The 19,264-nt window shown below is 70.3% G+C and carries 19 protein-coding genes; 9 read left to right on the top strand and 10 right to left on the bottom strand.

Translation table 11 applies throughout. The features are described from left to right. The first annotated feature begins 11 nt into the window (after positions 1-11). Positions 12-992: a DMT family transporter gene (locus H0B54_RS01525; RefSeq protein ID WP_188258965.1), complete on the top strand. Its 981-nt coding sequence runs from the start codon at positions 12-14 to the stop codon at positions 990-992. 77 nt (positions 993-1,069) lie between these two features. On the opposite strand, the gene H0B54_RS01530 is transcribed toward H0B54_RS01525, so the two are convergent. Both H0B54_RS01530 and H0B54_RS01535 read right to left on the bottom strand, forming a co-directional pair. After that, on the bottom strand, positions 1,070-1,654 hold the full coding sequence (locus H0B54_RS01530; protein ID WP_014239303.1) for an ActR/PrrA/RegA family redox response regulator transcription factor: 585 nt from the start codon (positions 1,652-1,654) through the stop codon (positions 1,070-1,072). Positions 1,655-1,668: 14 nt separating this feature from the next. After that, complete coding sequence (locus H0B54_RS01535) at positions 1,669-3,009, bottom strand: ActS/PrrB/RegB family redox-sensitive histidine kinase (protein WP_188258966.1); 1,341 nt, start codon at positions 3,007-3,009, stop codon at positions 1,669-1,671. A gap of 109 nt (positions 3,010-3,118) precedes the next feature. Here H0B54_RS01535 and H0B54_RS01540 point away from each other — a divergent pair, with 109 nt between their 5' ends. The 3 genes from H0B54_RS01540 (at position 3,119) to lpxD (ending at position 5,950) form a co-directional block, all read left to right on the top strand. Further along, positions 3,119-3,919 (top strand): ABC transporter ATP-binding protein, encoded by an 801-nt coding sequence (locus H0B54_RS01540; RefSeq protein WP_188258967.1) that lies wholly within the window; start codon positions 3,119-3,121, stop codon positions 3,917-3,919. Continuing rightward, positions 3,906-4,742, top strand: coding sequence for an ABC transporter permease (locus H0B54_RS01545; protein WP_094301755.1), 837 nt, complete (start codon positions 3,906-3,908; stop codon positions 4,740-4,742). The genes H0B54_RS01540 and H0B54_RS01545 overlap by 14 nt, the downstream gene beginning before the upstream one ends. A gap of 80 nt (positions 4,743-4,822) precedes the next feature. Next, on the top strand, positions 4,823-5,950 hold the full coding sequence (gene lpxD, locus H0B54_RS01550; RefSeq protein WP_188258968.1) for a UDP-3-O-(3-hydroxymyristoyl)glucosamine N-acyltransferase: 1,128 nt from the start codon (positions 4,823-4,825) through the stop codon (positions 5,948-5,950). Positions 5,951-6,113: 163 nt separating this feature from the next. Here the strand turns inward: lpxD and H0B54_RS01555 are convergent, their stop codons facing one another. The 3 genes from H0B54_RS01555 to cobS are packed head-to-tail and all read right to left on the bottom strand — an operon-like array spanning position 6,114 to position 8,065. Next, positions 6,114-6,623: a pyridoxamine 5'-phosphate oxidase family protein gene (locus H0B54_RS01555; RefSeq protein WP_188258969.1), complete on the bottom strand. Its 510-nt coding sequence runs from the start codon at positions 6,621-6,623 to the stop codon at positions 6,114-6,116. A 36-nt stretch (positions 6,624-6,659) separates the two neighbouring features. Then, positions 6,660-7,289 carry a histidine phosphatase family protein gene (locus tag H0B54_RS01560; protein ID WP_188258970.1) on the bottom strand — a complete coding sequence of 210 codons (630 nt, stop codon included), beginning with the start codon at positions 7,287-7,289 and terminating at the stop codon, positions 6,660-6,662. Beyond that, positions 7,286-8,065: an adenosylcobinamide-GDP ribazoletransferase gene (gene cobS, locus H0B54_RS01565; protein ID WP_188258971.1), complete on the bottom strand. Its 780-nt coding sequence runs from the start codon at positions 8,063-8,065 to the stop codon at positions 7,286-7,288. The genes H0B54_RS01560 and cobS overlap by 4 nt, the downstream gene beginning before the upstream one ends. Positions 8,066-8,239: 174 nt before the next feature. Between cobS and cobT the strand changes: the two genes are divergently transcribed. Then, positions 8,240-9,268 (top strand): nicotinate-nucleotide--dimethylbenzimidazole phosphoribosyltransferase, encoded by a 1,029-nt coding sequence (cobT, locus tag H0B54_RS01570; RefSeq protein ID WP_188258972.1) that lies wholly within the window; start codon positions 8,240-8,242, stop codon positions 9,266-9,268. Between the two features lie 106 nt (positions 9,269-9,374). On the opposite strand, the gene H0B54_RS01575 is transcribed toward cobT, so the two are convergent. The 4 genes from H0B54_RS01575 to H0B54_RS01590 form a co-directional block, all read right to left on the bottom strand. Beyond that, positions 9,375-9,944, bottom strand: a complete 570-nt coding sequence (locus H0B54_RS01575) for a hypothetical protein (RefSeq protein ID WP_094301760.1) — start codon at positions 9,942-9,944, stop codon at positions 9,375-9,377. A 47-nt stretch (positions 9,945-9,991) separates the two neighbouring features. After that, positions 9,992-11,170, bottom strand: a complete 1,179-nt coding sequence (dapE, locus tag H0B54_RS01580; RefSeq protein ID WP_188258973.1) for a succinyl-diaminopimelate desuccinylase — start codon at positions 11,168-11,170, stop codon at positions 9,992-9,994. Between the two features lie 19 nt (positions 11,171-11,189). Then, entirely contained in the window at positions 11,190-12,032 is an 843-nt protein-coding gene (gene dapD / locus H0B54_RS01585) for a 2,3,4,5-tetrahydropyridine-2,6-dicarboxylate N-succinyltransferase (RefSeq protein ID WP_014239316.1), read from the bottom strand. Positions 12,033-12,156: 124 nt separating this feature from the next. After that, a complete protein-coding gene (locus H0B54_RS01590) occupies positions 12,157-12,831 on the bottom strand; it encodes a pyrimidine 5'-nucleotidase (protein WP_246472205.1) in 675 nt (224 codons plus the stop codon). 190 nt (positions 12,832-13,021) lie between these two features. Here H0B54_RS01590 and H0B54_RS01595 point away from each other — a divergent pair, with 190 nt between their 5' ends. The 4 genes from H0B54_RS01595 (at position 13,022) to H0B54_RS01610 (ending at position 17,560) form a co-directional block, all read left to right on the top strand. Further along, positions 13,022-14,713 (top strand): sensor domain-containing diguanylate cyclase, encoded by a 1,692-nt coding sequence (locus tag H0B54_RS01595; protein ID WP_343068875.1) that lies wholly within the window; start codon positions 13,022-13,024, stop codon positions 14,711-14,713. Further along, positions 14,710-16,044 (top strand): DUF2336 domain-containing protein, encoded by a 1,335-nt coding sequence (locus H0B54_RS01600; RefSeq protein WP_094301763.1) that lies wholly within the window; start codon positions 14,710-14,712, stop codon positions 16,042-16,044. Before H0B54_RS01595 ends, H0B54_RS01600 begins: the two co-directional genes overlap by 4 nt. Positions 16,045-16,070: 26 nt before the next feature. Next, entirely contained in the window at positions 16,071-16,697 is a 627-nt protein-coding gene (locus H0B54_RS01605; protein WP_094301764.1) for a hypothetical protein, read from the top strand. A gap of 152 nt (positions 16,698-16,849) precedes the next feature. Next, complete coding sequence (locus H0B54_RS01610) at positions 16,850-17,560, top strand: hypothetical protein (protein WP_188258975.1); 711 nt, start codon at positions 16,850-16,852, stop codon at positions 17,558-17,560. Positions 17,561-17,599: 39 nt separating this feature from the next. Here H0B54_RS01610 and H0B54_RS01615 read toward each other — a convergent pair whose 3' ends face one another. Further along, entirely contained in the window at positions 17,600-18,964 is a 1,365-nt protein-coding gene (locus H0B54_RS01615) for a pentapeptide repeat-containing protein (RefSeq protein WP_094301766.1), read from the bottom strand. Between the last annotated feature and the right edge of the window lie 300 nt (positions 18,965-19,264).

The raw sequence follows: 19,264 nt of genomic DNA on the forward strand, positions 1-19,264 counted from the left end.
TGGGAGCAAGGATGGGCACGACGTGGTTGGGGATCGCCTGCGGCATCGTCGCGGGGGCCTTGTGGGGGCTGGTCTTCCTCGCCCCGGAACTGGCATCGGCCTTCACGCCGCTTCAGCTTGCCGCGGGGCGCTACCTCGCCTACGGCCTGTTCGCCGTCCTGCTCGTGCTGCCGCGCTGGCGCACCCTGCGCGCCGGGCTTGGCCTGCGCGAGTGGTGGGCGCTGGCGTGGCTGAGCCTGCTCGGCAACATCCTCTACTACGCCCTGCTGGCTACCGCCGTCCAAATGGGCGGGATGGCGATGACCTCGCTAATCATCGGCTTCCTGCCGGTCGCGGTCACCGTCATCGGCAGCCGGGATCATGGGGCGGTTCCCGTCCGCAAGCTCGTGCCGTCGCTGCTGCTCGGCGCGGCCGGCATCCTGGGCATCGGCTGGCAATCGGTGGGCGGCGCGCTGGGCGACGCGTCGGGCGATGGCCGGGCGGGACTGCCGATGGCCGGGATGACCGGTCTGCTCTGCGCGGTCGGCGCGCTCGTCTCCTGGACGGTCTACGCCGTGGGGAACAGCCGCTGGCTCGCCCGGCTCGGCCACGTCTCGGCGCATGACTGGAGCCTGCTGACCGGGGTGGTGACCGGCGCGCAGGCGCTGCTGCTCGCGGTTCCCGTCTTCCTGTTCGCCCGAAGCGGCCACGCCGCCGGGGAATGGCTGCACTTTGCCGCCGTGGTGACCGGCGTGGCCATCCTCGCCTCCATCGTCGGCAACGCCTTCTGGAACCGGATGAGCCGGCTGTTGCCGCTGACTCTGGTCGGCCAGATGATCCTGTTCGAAACCCTGTTCGCGCTGCTCTACGGCTTTTTGTGGGAGCAGCGGCTGCCGACGGGGATGGAACTCGCCGCCCTTGTCTGCGTGACCGGCAGCGTTCTGTCCTGCGTCGCGGCCCACCGTCCGAAGCCGCCGCACCCGGAGGCCGGGCGGCAGCCGGCCCCGGCGTGAGGATGGCCGGGACTTGAAACGACAACGCCCCCTCGCCGGCGTGGCGAGGGGGCGTTGTCATGTTGGGAAAGGACGGATCACCCCCGCGGGGCGTGCTTGTTCAGGATGCGCTGCAGGGTGCGGCGGTGCATCTTCAGCCGGCGGGCGGTTTCGGAGACGTTGCGGTCGCACTGCTCGAACACGCGCTGGATGTGCTCCCACCGCACGCGGTCGGCGGACATGGGGTTTTCCGGCGGGGAGGGCAGCGGGCGGCCGTCGGCCAGCAGGGCGGATTCCACGGCGTCGGCGTCCGCCGGCTTCGGCAGATAGTCCACCGCGCCGGCCTTCACCGCGGCGACCGCCGTGGCGATGTTGCCGTAGCCGGTCAGCATGACGATGCGGGCGTCGGGGCGGGCGTCGCGCAAGGTCTTGACCACATCCAGGCCGCTGCCGTCGGCCAGCCGGAGGTCGACCACCGCGAAGGCCGGCGCCGATTCCTGGGCGACGTCGATCCCGAGTTGCACGCTGTCCACGGCCACCACGTTGAAACCGCGCTTTTCCATGGCGCGCGCGAGGCGGGTTCGGAAAGGCGCGTCGTCGTCGACGATGAGGAGGCTGCGGGTAACGTCACCCGTGAACGTCAGCTTGGCGGTTTCGCCCGTTGGACTCTCGTCCGTGGTCATCGCGCTATCCACCACTAGTCCTCTGGTTCTAAGACACCACGGTCCCAACGTACGACAACTCGCGCGCCGCCGCTACGGTTATTGCTAAAGGCTACAAGGGCACCCGTTTTCTCTAGCAGCGTTTGTGCAATAAAGATTCCCAGCCCCATATGGCCCGACCGTTCGCTTCGCGCCGACAGGTAGGGTTCGCCGATACGGCTCAGCAGATGGGCGGGATAGCCCGGCCCGTCGTCCATCACCACGACGGTCGCGGACTTGGCGTCCCAGGAGGCGGCGACCGTCACGCGCCCGCCGGCGAACTGGTGGGCGTTCTGGATGAAGTTGCCCAGCCCGTGGATGATCTCCGGGCTGCGGCGGACGACGGGCTCCTCTCCCACGGAGCCGTCGCTGCGCTCGACCGTGAACTGGATATGGCCCAGCCGGTGCGGCGCGCCCGCCGCCTCCACCAGCGCGGTCAGGGGCAGACGCTCGAACGGGTCGCCGCCGTCGGCCTCCGGTTTGCGGGCCAGCTCCGCCAGGATCTCGCGGCAGCGCATCACCTGGCTTTGCAGAAGCGCCACGTCCTCGGTGTAGGGGCTGTCCGGCGGCATGTCGTGCAGCAGCTCCTTCGCCACCACCGCGATGGTGCCGAGCGGCGACCCCAGCTCGTGCGCGGCGGCGGCGGCCAGCGCGCCCAGCGAGGACAGCCGTTGCTCGCGCGCCAGCGCCACCTGCGAGGCCGACAGGGCGTTGGCGAAGCGCCGCGCCTCCTCCGCCACGCGGAAGACGTAGCCGCTGATGAAGCCGGCCGACACCGACAGCGACAGCCAGATGCCGAAGGCGTAGAGCGGGGCGACCGAGGGCATCGGCTCCGGCCAGGGCAGCGGGAAGTGCCACATCGCCAGCACGGTCAGGCAGACGAGGTTGAGCCCGGTCAGCAGCACCACGCTGTAGCGCGACAGGATCGCCGCGGCCACCGTCATCGGGGCCAGCAGCAGGATGGCGAAGGGGTTGGCGAGGCCGCCGGTCAGATACAGCAGCAGCGTGAGCTGCAGCATGTCGTAGCCGAGATAGAGCGCCGCGTCCCGGTCGGCCAGCCGCAGCCGCCCGCCGCGCTGGGCCATCGCCACGAGGTTCAGCAGGACGGAGGCCCCGATGGCCGCCAGCACCGGCCCCAGCGGCAGCGGGAAGCCCATGACGAGCTGCACCGTCGCCACGGTGGCGAGCTGCCCGATCACCGCGATCCAGCGGATCAGGATCAGGGTGCGCAGCGTGACGCGCCCGTCCAGGTTGGTCCACTGCGCCGGGCCCGGCCGGCCGGCGTGCGTCATGGCGTGGCGAAGGGAGGCGGCGGCGGTTGCGGAACCGACGGTCATGGGGACGGACTTTCCGGCAAGGCCGCTCTTCCCGCGGCGTCACATCGAATGGCTGGGTGCTGTTTTGCCACTCTGGCGTTTGCGCGCCAAGCGGCCATATTCTCCGCCTATGGATCAATGCGCAAAACAGCACGCCATCCGGGCCGTGAACCTGACCAAACGCTACGGCACCGCCCGGTCCGGCGCGGTCACCGCCGTGGACGGCATCTCCTTCACCGTGGCGGCGGGATCGGTCACCGGGCTTCTCGGCGGCAACGGGGCGGGCAAGACGACGACCATCTCCATGCTGCTCGGGCTGCTGCTGCCGACCTCCGGCACGGTCGAGGTGCTGGGGGTGGACATGGTGCGCCACCGCCACGCGGCGCTGCCCCGCATGAACTTCTCCTCGCCCTATGTGGAGCTGCCGCACCGGCTGACCGTGCGGGAGAACCTGACCGTCTACGGCCACCTCTACGGGCTGAAGGGAGTGAAGCGGCGGGTGGAGGAGCTGGCCGAGCATCTGGAGCTGACCCGCTTCCTGGAGCGCCCCTCCGGCGGGCTGTCGGCCGGGCAGAAGACGCGGGTGGCGCTGGCCAAGGCGCTGCTCAACCGGCCCGAGCTTCTGCTGCTGGACGAGCCGACCGCGTCGCTCGACCCCGACACGGCGGACTGGATCCGCACCTATCTGGAGCGCTACCGCTTCGAGTCCGGGGCCACAATCCTGCTCGCCTCCCACAACATGCTGGAGGTGGAGCGGCTGTGCGACGACGTGCTGATGATGCGGCAGGGGCGGATCGTCGACCGCGGGTCGCCGGCGGGACTGCTGGCCCGCTATGGCCGCACCTCGCTGGAAGACGTGTTCCTCGACATCGCCCGCGACCGCGCCAATGGGGATGATGCCCGCCGGGAGGCCGCCGATGCCGCCGAGTGACGCCGCCGTTCTGGCCCACACCAACCCCGTCTTCTCGCTGCGCCGGGTCGGGGCGATGGTGCTGCGCTACTGGTACCTGCTGCGCGGGTCCTGGCCGCGCTTCCTGGAGCTGGCCTACTGGCCGACCATGCAGATGATCCTGTGGGGCTACATCAACCAGTTCATGGCCTCCTCCAGCGCCTGGGTGGCGCAGGGGGCGGGGGTGCTGGTCAGCGCCGTGCTGCTGTGGGACGTGCTGTTCCGCGGCCAGCTCGGCGTGTCGGTGTCCTTCCTGGAGGAGATGTGGTCGCGCAACCTCGGCCACCTCTTCGTCAGCCCGCTGCGCCCCGGCGAATGGGTGGCGGCGCTGTTCGGGATGAGCCTGATCCGCACCGTCATCGGCGTCGTCCCGGCGGCGCTGCTGGCGATCCCGCTGTTCGGCTATTCGCTGTTCGACCTCGGGCTGCCGCTGGCCGGCTTCTTCGCCAACCTGATCGTCTTCGGCTGGTCGCTGGGGCTGGTCATCGTGGCGCTGATCCTGCGCTACGGCATGGGGGCGGAAGGGCTTGCCTGGATCGTCGTCTTCATGCTGGCCCCGGTCAGCGCCGTCTACTACCCGGTCAGCGTCCTGCCGGGCTGGTTGCAATGGGTGGCCCTGTCGCTGCCCTCCGCCCATGTCTTCGAGGGGATGCGCGCCATCCTGTTCGACGGCACGATGCGCTGGGACCATCTGGCCTGGGCGGTGGGGCTGAACGTGCTGTTCATGGGGCTGTGCACGGCGGCTTTCCTCTATTCCTTCCATCAGGCACGGGTGCGCGGGGCGCTGCTGCAGACCGGGGAATGACAAAAAGCGCTGGCCCTCGCCAGCACCGGCCCGCCGTGGTAGCGTCCCGGCCTCTTCGGACCGACAGCCAGAGCGCCGCCATGACTCCCGTTTCCCCCGCCGCCCCGGTCACCCTCGCCGAGATCGCCGCCGCCCTGGGCGCGACGCTGGAGGGCGACGGCACCGTCCGCATCGCCCGCGCCGTCCATCCGTCGGAGGCCGAGGGGCCGGAGGATCTGGCGCTCGCCATGGAAAAGGGCCTGACGGAGCTGCTGGCCAGCGGCAAGGCCATCGCCGCCGTGATCGCGGAAGGGGCGGAGGTGCCGGCCAACCTGAAGGGCTGGATCGTCGTGAAGCGCCCGCGCTTCGCCATGGCCGGCCTGACCACCGTCTTCGAGAAGCCGGTCCACGCCGAGCCGGGGGTCCACCCCGCCGCCTTCGTGGCGCCGGAGGCCATCCTGGGCGCGGGCGTGTCGGTCGGTCCCTTCGCCTATGTCGGGCCGAGGGCGGTGCTGGGCGAGGGCGTGATCGTCATGCCCCACGCCACGGTCGGTGCGGAGGCGGTGATCGGCAAGGACTGCCTGCTGCACCCCGGCGCCCGCATCGGCGAGCGGGTGGTGATGGGCGAGCGCTGCATCATCCACCCCAACGCCGCGGTCGGCAACGACGGCTTCAGCTTCGTGACGCCGGAGCCGGGCAGCGTGGAGTCGGCCAAAGCGACGGGCAAAGTGGTCGGCACCAACGTGCTGATCCACCGGGTGAACTCCATCGGCACGGTGATCCTGGGCGACGACGTGGAGGTCGGGGCGAACGCGACCATCGACCGCGGCACCATCACGGCGACCCGCATCGGCTCCGGCACCAAGATCGACAACCTCGTGCAGATCGGTCACAACGTGCAGATCGGCACCAACTGCATGCTGTGCGGCCATGTCGGCATCGCCGGCAGCACGACCATCGGCGATCGTGTGGTGCTGGCCGGCAAGGTCGGCGTGGCCGACCATGTGAAGATCGGCAACGACGCGGTGGTGGCGGCGAATTCCGGCGTGGGGACGGACATTCCGGCCAAGGCCGTCTACATGGGCTACCCGGCGGTGCCGCGCGACCGCGCCTTCGACCAGTACAAGGGGCTGGCCCGGCTGAAGCGGATGTTCGCGGACGTGACCGACCTGAAGAAGCGGGTCGGGGCGCTGGATGGCGGCGGGAGGCCGGTGGTCGAGGAGAAGTGAGAGGGATGGGGGACCGGTTGCCCCCTCCTTGACCCTCCCCCGCTTCGCAGGGGAGGGAAAGAGGTTCGCGGGAGATGACTCCCTCCCCTGCGATAGCGGGGGAGGGAAGGGGCCCATGCGAAGCATGGGAAGGGTGGGGGCAAACGCTGCCCCTGTGACGTGCTTACTGGAACGCGATCTTCGCGTGATCGCCCGGCTTCGGCGGCTCGCCGGTGATCTTCGCCTTCACGTAGCCGTAGGCGTAGACCATCGCGCTCGACGGGCTGTCCCAATATTCGGCCTGATCGACGCTGACCTTCAGCAGCGCGAGATCAGGATCGTCCACCCCCTGCGGGAACCAGGTGGACAGGATGTCCCGCCACAGGAAGCGGATCTTGTCGCGGTCGCGCACCGTCTCCGCCACACCGGACACCGACACGTAATCCTGCTCGTCGGGATCGGCGTAGGAGAGGTTGACGCGCCAGTGCGTCTTCAGTTCATGGACCTTCGGGGAGTCGGCCCGCGTAAAGAACCACAAGGTTCCATCGTCGAATCCCGCATGCGGCAGGGTGGCCATCGGGCGGGAATGCAAAATGCCGTTTTCGTCCAGCGTCGTCATCATGCAGATGCGGACGCCCTTGATCATGCCCCAAAGCTTCTCGGCGGCCTCGCGATCGTCAGCGCTTCTTGCCATGGTCTGACCCTCTATTGGTAGCCCAACGGAGTCCGGTCAACGTCCATGTCCCGAAAAGGTTCCGAGCGCGTTCAGGGCCGCGACCGACCAGGAACCGCCTCCCTCGTCACCGCCGTAATGGTCGATCCGCGACAGCGACAGCGGCGCCACCGCCAGCCGCAGCGCCGCCTGCGGGGTCAGGTCCAGGGCGAGTGCCAACGCCGCGCGGATCGAACCGCCGTGGATCACCGCCACGATGTCGCGCCCGGCGTAGAGGTCGGTCAGCCGGGCGACGGCGCCGGCCACCCGCTCCATCACCGCCGCGAAGCTTTCGCCGTCCGGCGGGGCCTCCGTAGCCGGGTCGCTCCAGAATCGGCGGGCCTCCTTGGGATGCCAGTCCGCCACGTCGTCATGGGACAGCCCTTCCCAGCGACCGAAATCCTGTTCGGCCAGCGCCCGCTCGACCAGCGCCATGTCGCTGCCGGGCAGGCGCAGCGCCGCCGCCGTCTGCCGCGTGCGGCGCAGATGCGAGGTCACCCAGACCGCCTGCGGGGGCAGCCGCGCCGCCAGCGCCACCAGAGTGTCGGAATCGCCGATGTCGGCGGGGGGATCGCTCCGCCCATAAATCACTTTTCCCGGATTCGGGACGGGGGCGTGGCGGATGAGCCACCAGCGAGTGTTCTTCATGCAACAGTCGCGGCCAGGGTGAGCAGAACGGCGGCCTCCGCCACCTGCTGCGCGGCGCCGAACACATCGCCGGTGTGGCCGCCGACCTGCCGCCGCGCCTGCCACGCCACCCCCGCGACCGCCAAAAACGCGGCAACAATCGCGGCGGGCGCGAATCCCTTCAGCGCCGCCACGGCCACGGCCAGCGCCAGGACGAGCGACAGGGCCACCGTGCCGCGCGTCGGGCGCCCCTGCCGGGCGGCGAGGCCGTCGGCGCGGGCCGGGTCCATGACGCGGGCGATCACCGCCATGCCGCCGCGCGACAGGGCGCCCGAGGCGAGCAGGGCGGGGATGACGATGCGCGGCTCGGCCAACGCCGCCAGCGCCGAGGCGCGAACGGCGACCGAGAAGACGATGGCGAGCACGCCGTAGCTGCCGACCCGGCTGTCCCGCATGATCTCCAGCTTGCGGGCCTTGTCGCGCCCGCCGCCGAAGCCGTCGGCGACGTCCGCCGCCCCGTCCTCGTGCAGGGCGCCGGTCAGCCAGATCATCGCGCCCAGCGCCAGCAGCGCCGCCGGCAGCGGCGGCAGATGGGCCATTGCGGCCAGCCCGTAGACGGAGCCGCCGAACAGCCCGACCCCGGCGCCGACCAGGGGGAACCAGCCCATGGCGCGGGCGTGGGCGTTGTCGGCCAGCGGGCCGGACAGGCGCAGCGGCAGCCGCGTCAGGAAGACGACGGCCAGCGCCAGATCGGCGGTCCAGCGGGAGACGGGCGGGGCGGGGGAGTCCTCAAGCATGGCGTTCCGGAGTACGGCAACCCCAAGCCCGCCGCAACGGATAACAGACCGGCAACGGATAACAGACAGGACGAGAGGCGCTTTGACAGCGGGTCGGGAATGGTCCAAGGTCGCGCCGCTTTTTTCATCGCTTCCCGATCACATCCTCTGCCGTCAGCGCCAGGACCCTTCGCCATGAGCAACACGCAGCCCGCCATCACCTTCGAGGAAATCCGTGCGCTGGTGCGCAACCTGCCGGGGCCGGACCTCGACGCCGGCACGGCGGCCCTCCAGCGCGAACGGCAGCTCACCAAGCCCGCGGGCGCGCTCGGCCGGCTGGAGGAGATCGCCCAGTGGATGGCGACCTGGCAGGGCCAGCACCCGGCGGAGGTGCGCCGTCCGCGCGTCGCCGTCTTCGCCGGCAACCACGGCGTCGCCGCCCGCGGCGTCTCGGCCTATCCGGCGGCGGTGACCGCCCAGATGGTCGCCAACTTCCAGAACGGCGGCGCCGCCGTGAACCAGCTCTGCGAGGTGGCCGACGCCGACCTGCGCGTCTACGAGCTGGACCTGGACACCCCCACCGCCGACTTCACCGAAGGCCCGGCGATGGGTGAGGAGGACTGCTGCCAAGCCATGGCCTACGGCATGATGGCCGTGGAGACGGGAGTCCAGCTTCTGGCGCTCGGCGAGATGGGCATCGGCAACTCCACCGCGGCGGCGGCGCTCTGCCACGCGTTGTTCGGCGGCGAGGCCAAGGACTGGACGGGCCGCGGCACCGGGGTGGACGACGAGGGACTGGCCCGCAAGGTCGCCGCCGTCGAGGCCGGTCTGGCCGCCAACCCGCAGGCCAAGGACGACCCGTTCGAGGCGCTGCGCTGCTTCGGCGGCTATGAGCTGGCGGCTATCGCCGGCGCCATCCTGGCCGCCCGTATGGCGCGGGTGCCGGTGCTGCTCGACGGCTACGCCTGCACGGCGGCGGCGGCGGTGCTGTTCAAGGCCGACCGCCGGGCGCTCGACCATTGCATGGTCGCCCACCGCTCGGTCGAGCCGGGCCACGACCATCTGCTGGCGGCCATCGGCAAGGAGCCGCTGCTCGATCTGGGGATGCGTCTGGGCGAGGGCTCGGGCGCGGCGCTGGCCATCAACATCGTGAAGTCGGCCTGCGCCTGCCACGCCGGCATGGCGACCTTCGCCGACGCGGGCGTCAGCACCCGCGGGGTGTGAGGGGGGCATTGTTGCCCCCACTCTAACCCTCCCCCGCTGGGCGGGGAGGGGACTGCTTCTCCCTCCCCTGCGAAGCGGGGGAGGGCCGGGGTGGGGGCAAACGCCGCTACAGCAGCCCGTCGGCGAAGTCGGTGATGAGCGCCGACAGGAACAGGTCGAGCAGGACCAGGACCGCCGCCGCGACGCCGGAAATGTCCAGCGCCGTGCGCATGACGAACCACTGGTAGGTCAGCATCGCCAGCATGATGCCGAACACCAGCCCTTCGGAGATCGGGCCGGGCAGAATTCCCGTGGCGGCCAGGATCACCACCGGCAGATAGACGCTCATCTGCACGACCGACGACCAGTTGTAGGCGCACAGGAAATCGATGTAGCGGTTCTTCCGGTCCAGCAGCCCGCTCACCCCGTGCATGACCACGGGGAAGGCCGTCCAGCTGATGACGTAGGCGATGGCCTCGACCACCACGAGCTGGAACAGCGGCGTGTCCGGCACCTGATTCCACAGCCGGATCGCCAGCAGCAGTGTCCAGGCCGGGGCGACGATCACCGCGGCGTAGAAGGACTTCCAAGCCCCTTCGGGGGTGCGGTCCAGATGCTGCAATCCGGTGGGGTCGAACCGGGCCAGGCGATAGGCGCCGAAGACGGAGGAGGCGACGTCCCGGGCGGTCAGCGGCATGTTGCGGTCACCGGAGGGTGGTGGGAACGGTCGGGGGAGGCCTTACGTCAACCGATCCGGTCGAAGACGTTCCGCAAAACCTCGCTGTAAATGTCGGTCAGGCGGGTCAGGTCGTCCAGCGCGGTGTGCTCGTCCACCTTGTGCATCGTCTGCCCGACGAGGCCGAACTCCACCACCGGGCAGAAATTCTTGATAAAGCGAGCGTCCGACGTGCCGCCGGTCGTCGAGTATTCGGGACGGCGCCCGGTGACGCGCTCCGCCGCCTCGGCGACCAGCTCGGTCAGCGGGCCGGGCGGGGTCAGGAAGCTGTCGCCCGAGACGAAATGGTCCAGCTCGTAGGAGCCGCCCACCCGGTCGAGCCGCTCGCGCAGCCACGCCAGCAGCGTGTCGGCGGTGTGCAGGTCGTTGAAGCGGATGTTCAGCGTCGCCTTGCCCTGCGCCGGGATGACGTTGTGCGCCGGGTTGCCCACGTCGATGGTGGTCAGCTCCAGGTTCGACGGCTGGAAATGCGGGGTGCCGGCGTCCAGCGGCTCCGCCGTGATGGCGGCCAGCATGCGGGCCAGCCGGGGCAGCGGGTTGTCGGCCAGATGCGGATAGGCGACATGCCCCTGCGCGCCGTGGACGGTCAGGAAGGCGGTCATGCTGCCGCGCCGCCCGATCTTGATCATGTCGCCCAGCGCCTTGGGGTTGGTCGGCTCCCCGACCACGCAGGCGTCGAGTTTTTCACCCTTGGCCTTCATCCAGTCCAGCACCTTGCGGGTGCCGTTGATGGCGACCCCTTCCTCGTCCCCGGTGATCAGCAGGCTGATCGAGCCCTTGGGCGCGCCGCCAGCCTTGACGTGGCGGGCCGCGGCGGCGACGAAGGCGGCGACCGCCCCCTTCATGTCCACGGCACCCCGGCCGTAGAGGCGCCCGTTGTGGATCTCCGCGGCGAAGGGGTCGATGGACCAGCCCTTCAGCTCGCCGGGGGGCACCACGTCGGTGTGCCCGGCGAAGCAGAAGTTCGGCCCCTCCGTGCCCAGACGGGCGTAGAGGTTGTCCACCGGCGCCGTGCCCTCCTCCTCGAACCGCAGGCGGTGGCAGGCGAAGCCCAGCGGCGCCAGCGCCGCCTCCAGAACGCCCAGAGCGCCGCCGTCCTCGGGCGTCACGCTGGGGCAGCGGATTAGGGCCTGCGCCACCGCGACGGGATCGCAGGGGTCGAAGGAGGGAGCGGCGGCGGTGGTCATCGTGTCGTCTTCCCCGGCGTCAGTCGCGCAGCAGGTCGTTGATGGAGGTCTTGGCGCGGGTCTGCTCGTCCACGCGCTTCACGATCACCGCGCAATAGAGGCCCGGACCCGGCGTGCCGTCCGGCAGCGGCTTGCCCGGCAGGGTGCCCGGCACCACCACGGAGTAGGCCGGGACGCGGCCGACGAAGACCTCGCCGGTGTTGCGGTCGATGATCTTGGTCGAGGCGCTGATGAAGACGCCCATCGACAGCACGGCGCCGCGCTCCACGATCACGCCCTCGACCACCTCGGAGCGGGCGCCGACGAAGCAGTCGTCCTCGATGATGACCGGGTTGGCCTGGAGCGGCTCAAGCACGCCGCCGATTCCGACGCCGCCCGACAGGTGGACGTTCTTGCCGATCTGCGCGCAGGAGCCGACGGTGACCCAGGTGTCCACCATCGTGCCGCTGTCGACATAGGCGCCGACGTTCACGAAGCTGGGCATCAGGATGACGTTCGGCGCGACGTAGGCGGAGCGGCGGACGACCGCGCCCGGAACGGCGCGGAAGCCGGCGGCCTGGAACTGCGCCTCGGACCAGCCTTCGAACTTCGGCGGCACCTTGTCGTACCAGGAGGCGCCGCCCGGCGCGCCGGGGATCGTCTCGTTGGCGTTCAGGCGGAAGGACAGCAGGACCGCCTTCTTCAGCCACTGGTTCACGACCCAGCCGGCGTCCGTCTTCTGCGCGACGCGCAGGTCGCCGGAGTCGAGGCCGGACAGGGCCTCCTCCACGGCGTCGCGGACGGCGCCCTTGGTCGAAACATTCAGGGTGTCGCGGGTTTCCCACGCGGCGTTGACGGCGGATTCGAGGCTGGCGTGGCTCATGGCGGCATTCGCTGGGCTGTCTGTTCGAGGGTTCGGAACATGGGCCGGGCCGCGCCGCCTTGTCAACGTTGCCTTGTTTTTAAAGGGTTCTTACGGGGGGTATGAAGGGCCTTGCGGTCGCCGCTCAGCCCGCGACCTCCTCCAGCCAGGCCGGCAGGTCGTCCACCGTGTGGTCGATGTGGCTGCCGGTGCCGACTCCGCCCTCGTCGGGGCGGGACCAGTCGGCCTCGCTGCGCACCCACACGGTCGTCATGCCCAGGGCGTGGGCGGGGACGAGGTTGCGGGCGATGTCCTCCACCATGCAGGCGCGGGCGGGGTCGATGCCGTAGTGGTCCACCAGGATGTCGTAGGGGCGCGGGTCGGGCTTGGGCACATAGCCGGCCTCGACGATTCCGAAGGTCGCCTCGAAGCAGCCGTCGATGCCCAGCTGCCGGGTCACATTCTCGGCGTGGCGGACGGAGCCGTTGGTGTAGATGATCTTGCGCCCGGGCAGCCGGTTCAGCGCGTCCGCCATGCTGGGGCAGGGGGCCACCGGGCTGACGTCGATGTCGTGCACATAGTCGAGGAAGGGCACCGGATCGACGTCGTGCTCCACCATCAAGCCGCGCAGCGTCGTCCCGTGTTCCCGGAAGAAGCGCTTCTGCATGACGCGCGCCTCGTCGTAGGTGATGCCGAAATGCCCGGCGATGAAATCGCCGATGCGCCGGTCCACCTGGGCGAACAGGTTGCAGGAGGCGGGATAGAGGGTGTTGTCGAGGTCGAAGATCCAGACCCCGGTATCGCGGAGGGAAGCCATCATGGGCTGAAGAATGGGGCTTCGCCGGCCCGCCCGCAAGCCGCTTCGCCGCATGGCCCGTTTCCGATCTGGGACGGACGCGGACTCAATGACAGGTTGCGTATGGCAGGTACCCGGACCGCCTGAAGAAAGATTCAGGAAGGAAGCGCATTTTTCCGGTATACTCCACCACGCGCAGTCTCAGGTTCGCACCGTGTCCGCAGACCCAATATCCAAAGCTCCCCCGGCCAACCCGTCCGGCGCCGTTTCGCCTCCCACGCTCCTGGCCGCATTCCCCGGTCCGGCGATCTGGCTTGATTCCGGCCACGGGGTCGTCGCCGCCAACGCCGCCGCGGAGGAGCTGCTGTCCGCCGGCGGGCGCTGGCTCGCGGACATCCAGGGGTGGCTGGCGACCTGCAGCGTGGCGCCGGGCCTGCGCTCCCTTCCGGTGGCGCTGCCGCGCGGCGTGATGATCGTCGAATGGGCGGCCACGCCGCTGCCCGACGGGGAAATCCTGCTGCTGGGACGCGACGCCACGCTCGAGCGGCAACTCCGCCAGACGCTGATCGAGTCGCGCCGCCGCTACAAGGATCTGGTCGAGGTTTCGAGCGATTTCGCCTGGGAAACGGGCAGCGACGGGCGATTCGTCTTCGTCACGCCCAAGGGCGCACTGGGCTACAGCGCCGATGCGTTGATTGGCCGCAGCCCCCGGGATCTGGCGGTGACCGAGTGGGGCGACCTGCCGTTGCCCTTCGACAGCCGCCGCCCCGTCGACCAGGCGGAGCTGTGGCTGAAGCGGGTGGACGATCTGCCCGCCTGCTTCGTCGTGTCGGCGGTGCCGCTGTTCGGCCCGCAGGGCGAATGGATGGGCGCGCGCGGCGTCTGCCGCGAAACGACGGAGCAGGTGCTGCGCTCCGCCGAACTGGCGCGGGTGCGCAACCGCGAGAAGATGCTCGCCCACATCGTCCACACGCTGCGCGACCAGCTCGACGCCCAGAAGGCGCTGCACGTCGCCGCGGCGGAGACCGCCCGCGCGCTGGGCGCCGACGGCTGCCGCATCTACCGTGCGACGGAAACGGGCGCCCTGCGTCCCGCCGCCGATTTCGCCGCGGAGATCCCGGAGGAGCTGCGCTCCGACCTGTCGCGCCCCGTTCTGGAGGAGATCGCCGGCAGCGAGGACCAGCATGAGCTGACCCTGGGGGGGAACCGGCTGCTGGCCGCCCGGACGGAGCACCGTCAGGCCGTCAACGGCGCCGTGGTGATCTGGCGCGGCGACGATTCCGATCCCTGGGACGAGGAGGACCGGATGCTGCTGTCCGGCGTGGCCGACCACATCGGCATCGCCCACGCGCATCTGGCCTATCAGGAGCGGCTGCGCCGCCTGTCGGAGCGCGACGGTTTGACCGGCCTGTTCAACCGCCGCACCTTCTTCGAGCGGCTGGACGAGGCGCTCAGCCGCCCGGACACCGGGCCGTCCGCGCTTCTCTACGTGGACCTCGACAATTTCAAGGCGGTGAACGATCTGCACGGCCACCAGCAGGGCGACGCCGTGCTGGTGGCCATCGGCGGGTTGCTGACCAACGGCGTCCGGCCGGGTGACCTGCCGGGGCGGCTGGGCGGCGACGAGTTCGTCCTGTGGCTGGGCCGCACCGACGAGGCGCAGGCGGTGACGGTGGCCGAGCGGTTGCTCGCCGGCATGGCCGCGCTGCGCCATCTCTCCGCCGGGCCGGACAAGCCGCTGGGCCTGTCCATCGGCATCGCCGTCCACCGGGTGGGAAGCGAGACCCTGCAGGAGCTGACCGACCGCGCCGACTCGGCGATGTACGACGCCAAGAAGCGCGGGAAGGGCCATTACGCCGTCGCCCCGGCGCCCAGGGAAACCGCTGCGGCGGAGGCGTCCCAATGACCGCCTGCGGCGATCCCCAGATTCTCGATCCCGCCGATTACGAGGCGGCCAAACAGATGGCGCGCAGCGCCGACCCGGCGGTCCGCCGCCGCGTCGCCGCGTCGCCCGAGACCCGGCCGGAACTGCTCTACTTCCTGGCCGCCGACGCGGTGACGGAGGTCCGTCAGGCCATTGCCACCAATGCGGGAACGCCGCGGCAGGCCGACCTGATGCTGGCCAAGGACCGCGAGGTCGCGGTGCGCGGCGCCCTGGCCCAGAAGGTCGCCCGGCTGCTGCCCGACCTGTCCGCCGACCAGGCGTCGCAGATCGAGCGGCTGACGCTGGAATGCCTGGAGGCGCTGGCCCGCGACCAGGCGACGGAGGTGCGCGGCATCCTGTCGGAGGCGCTGAAGGAGCTGCCCGGCGCGCCGCACGGCGTCATCAACACGCTGGCCCGTGACGTGGAGCTGTCGGTCTGCGCCCCGGTCCTGCAATTCTCGCCGATCCTGACCGACGAGGATTTGTCGGACATCATCATGCGCGGGCCGGTGGCCGGCGCCCTGTCGGCGATCGCCGGACGCAAGGAGATCTCGGCCTCCGTCGCCGACGCCATCGCGCGCTCCGACGACGAGGCGGCGATGACCGCGCTGCTCGCCAACCCTTCGGCCCAGATCCGCGAGGAGACGCTGGACCGCATCCTGGACCAGGCGCCGCAGCACGAGCCCTGGCACGCCCCACTGGTGCGCCGCCCGCGCCTGCCGGCCCGCGCGGTGGCGCGTCTGGCGAGCTTCGTCGCCGACAACCTGCTGAAGGTCCTGCGCGAGCGCACCGACCTCGACCCCGCCGCCGCCCACGCCCTGGCGGAGGGCGTGCGGGCGCGCGTCAACCGCGGGGGCGGGGGGCACGGCGGCGGTGGCCCCGGCGGCGCCCGCGGCCTCGTCGATTTCGGGGAGGAGGAGCTTGGCCACCTGCCGGGCGACAAGGACAAGGCGGCCGAACGCCCGACCGACAAGGCCGCCAGGCTGAACAAGGAAGGCAAGCTGACGGAAAAGCTGCTGGAAGGCGCGCTGGCGGAGGGCGACCGTGCCTTCGTCCTGGCCGGGCTGGGCGAGTTGGCGCAGCTTCCGATGCCGATCATCGACCGCATCATCGGCACCCACGCCCCGCGCGCCGTCACCTCCCTGGTGTGGCGCTGCGGCCTGTCGATGCGCTTCGCCCGGCAGGTGCAATTGCGCATCGCCCAGATTCCGCCAAAAACCGCGCTTATGGCAAGGGAAGGCGTCCTTTACCCGATGTCCGACGACGAGATGCGCTGGCAGCTCGCCTTCTTCGGAGTCGAGGAGAAAGTCTGACGCCGCGCCACCACACGGACCCGTTCATGCGCGCCCTGGCTCTCCTGCTGCTGTTCCTCGGTTTTTCCCTTCCGGCCTTCGCCGCCCCGCCGCCCGCCTCCCCGGAGGAGCGGGAGGTCGCGGCGGTCTTCGAAAGCGCCCGCACCGCCCTGGCGCAGAAGCGCGGCGCGGCGGTCGTTCCGCTGCTGTCCCGCGCGTCGCTGGACAAGCTGGAGCAGGTGCGCGGCGTCGCCCGCAGCGGCAACGACGCCGGCCTCGCCAAGCTGGAGCCGGCGGAGAAGTTCGCCGCCATGGGCTTGCGCCGCTACGTCAGCCCGGCGGATCTGCGCCGCATGTCGCTCGGCGAGCTGGCCGACCATGGCATGAAGAACGGCTGGCTCGGCCCCAACGTCATCGGCAGCAGCGGGCTCGGCCCGGTGCGGGTGCGCGGCGACCGCGCCTCCGCCCTGCTGATGGTCGACAACCGCCCGGCTCTGGTTCCCGCCGATTTCGTGCGCGAGGGCGGGGCTTGGAAGATCGACCTGACCGGCGTCTTCACCTTCGGCAGCCAGATGCTGAAGGGCTTCGCCGCCATGTCGGGCAAGAGCGACGAGGCCTACATCGAGGACATGCTGCAAAAGCTGCCCGCCAAACCGGCGATGATGCACCGCTGACCGGCCGGGTTTGACCGCCCCGATGGGCATGGCGCGGACGGGCAGGGGAGTGCCGCGTTCCGCGTTACACCTCCTGCGACGGGGTGGGCCGTTGCGTGAAATCCGGAGATTGCGTTAGAGTCGCGGCGCACGCACGACGCGTTGGTGTCCTCATGACCGCTCCGGATGGCTATCCCTTCGCCGCGCTGACCGACGTGGACACCGGGCTGTTCCCGTCCGCGACAGCCGGCACCGCTCCGGTGCGCGGCGCTCCGACCGCCATCCTCTACACGATTCCCTGCACCCCGGCTTTCGCGGCGGCGGCGATGCGTCTGGCCGCCGGGCGCGGCACCGACGTTTCCGCGCTCGCCACAGCCGCGCTTTTGCTGGCGCCCGACCGGACGCCCGATCCGGGGGCGCCGGACGATGGGGCGGAGCGGGCCGTGCTGGAGCTGCGGCTGCCACCGGGCCACAGCGACGCGGCGATCCGCCGGGCGCTGGCGGCGGCGCTGGCGCTGGCCGAACCCGGCTGCCGGCTGATGCCCGCCGAGGAGGCCGGGCGGCTGGAAGGCGCGGTGGAAACCCTGACCTACCGCAACAAGGCGCTGGCCCACGCGCTGGAGCGGGTGTCCTTCCGGCCGCTGGACGGCAAGCTGACCCAGGTGCGCGACGCCGCGCAGATGTTCGGCTTCGTCAACGAATGGTGCTTCGACGAGGACCGGGTGGTGAAGCGCTTCCGCGAGCTGGCCCCGGTCTATCACCCGGACACCGGGGTGGTCGCCTGCCGCGACCGCATGGCCCAGCTGATCGACGCGCGCAATCTGCTGATCAACCACGTCCGCACCGCTTACCGCTCCGGCCCCTGGACGCAGCGGCGTCCCTGAAGACGACGGCTCTGAGGCGGACTCGGTTTGAAGCCGGGATCAGGTCCCGGTCATCTCCTCGATCCCAATGGCGTCGGTTAGGCTGGTGCCGTCCAGCACCGTCCCATCGAGGTCCGCTCCGGTCAGGTCGGTGCCGGTCAGGTCGGCCTCGCTCAGATTGGCGCCGCGCAGGTCCGCCCCGGCGAGGTTGGCGCCGGACAGGTTCACCTTGCGCAGGTCGGCGTCCTTCAGAACGGCCATGCCCATGCGGGCGCGCTGGAGGTTGGCCCGCCAGACGTGGCTGCTCGATCCCTGGATGTGCACGGGGCCGAGCTGGGCCTCGGTCAGGTTGGCGCCTGTCAGGGTCGCCCGCTCGAAATTGACGCCGCGCAGGTCGGCCTTGGTGAAGTCCACCTTGCGCAGGTCCGACAGCGACAGATCGGCGATGGCGAGCGAGGTGCCCATCATCGAGGCGCCGCGCAGCGTGATGCATTGCAGGATGCCGGCGGACAGGTTGATGCCGTCGAGAGTGCGCCCCGACAGGTCGAGCGAGGAGAGGTCGGCGCGCTTGCCGTCCTTGCCGCCGCTGTCGATCCAGGAAAGGTGCAGCGTCAGGATGTTGCGCAGGTCGTCGTCCGGATTCTCGAGAACCTTCGCCATCATCGCGGCGGACAGGTTGGGCGAGCGGAGCTGGGCCGCGTCGAGGATGGCGCCGATCAGGTTGGCGTTGGTGAAGTTGGCGCGCCCGATGGCGCAGCCGGTCATCACCGCGCCGGACAGCCGCGCGCCGGACAGGTTCGCCTCCGACAGGTCGGCGTCGGTCAGGTCGCAGCCCGTCAGGTTGGAGTTCGTCAGGTTCGCGCGCATGAACTTGGTGCCGCGCAGGATCGCGTCGGTCAGGTCGGTCTGCATCACGAAGGCGTTCGCCACCTTGGCCCGCGACAGGTCGGCGCCGCGGATGACCGCCGCCGTCAGCTCCGAGGTCAGGACCGAATCCTCGAAATTGTGCGCCATCATCTCGCCCGACGGGGTGTAATGCAGCAGCGTGCCGTCGCGCAGGTCCACCTCCACCAGCATGGCTTCCGACAGCACGGCGCCGCGCAGGCAGGCCCCGCGCAGGTCGGCGCGGCGCAGGTCGGCCTTCTCGAGGTTCGCCAGCCGCAAGTCGGCGGCGTAGAGGTTGGCGTTGGTCAGGTTGGCCCGCGTCAGCCGGGCGCTGAACAGCTTCGCCCCGGACAGGTCGGCGTCGGACAGGTCGATGCCGGACAGGTCCAGATGCGACAGGTCGCGCATCTTCAGGTTCGCGCGCACACCGCCCGGCTGGCTTTTCCGGAAAGCCTGATGGCGGAGCAGGATCGTGTTCAGCTGACTTTGCGTCAGCTTCGTGCGCGGCGTGTTCGTTCCGAAGCCTTGCGCGGGGGGCATCAGGGAAATCCCGGGTTGGAGTCGCTGCCCACTCTAAAGGGGAGCCGCGAAGAAAAAGTTAACAGTCGGTAACGCTTTATTCAAGTACGCCTCGAATGCGTTCTATCGCTGGCGCCGCCCCCGGGCCGCAAAGCCCTTGGTTGTGTGTGGAAATAGTGGCCTTTCATGGGCCGTTGCGCAAGAGGCTCCAGTACGGCGCGCCGTCGCTGCATGGTTGACTCCGTCGCCCGTGATGCGTATGGTCCGCCGACCTGCATCCGTCGAGCCATCGACCGGGTACCATCGGCCTGTGTGCCGGGG

Origin of the sequence: Azospirillum tabaci (assembly GCF_014596085.1) — a bacterium.
GTDB classification, from domain to species: domain Bacteria; phylum Pseudomonadota; class Alphaproteobacteria; order Azospirillales; family Azospirillaceae; genus Azospirillum; species Azospirillum tabaci.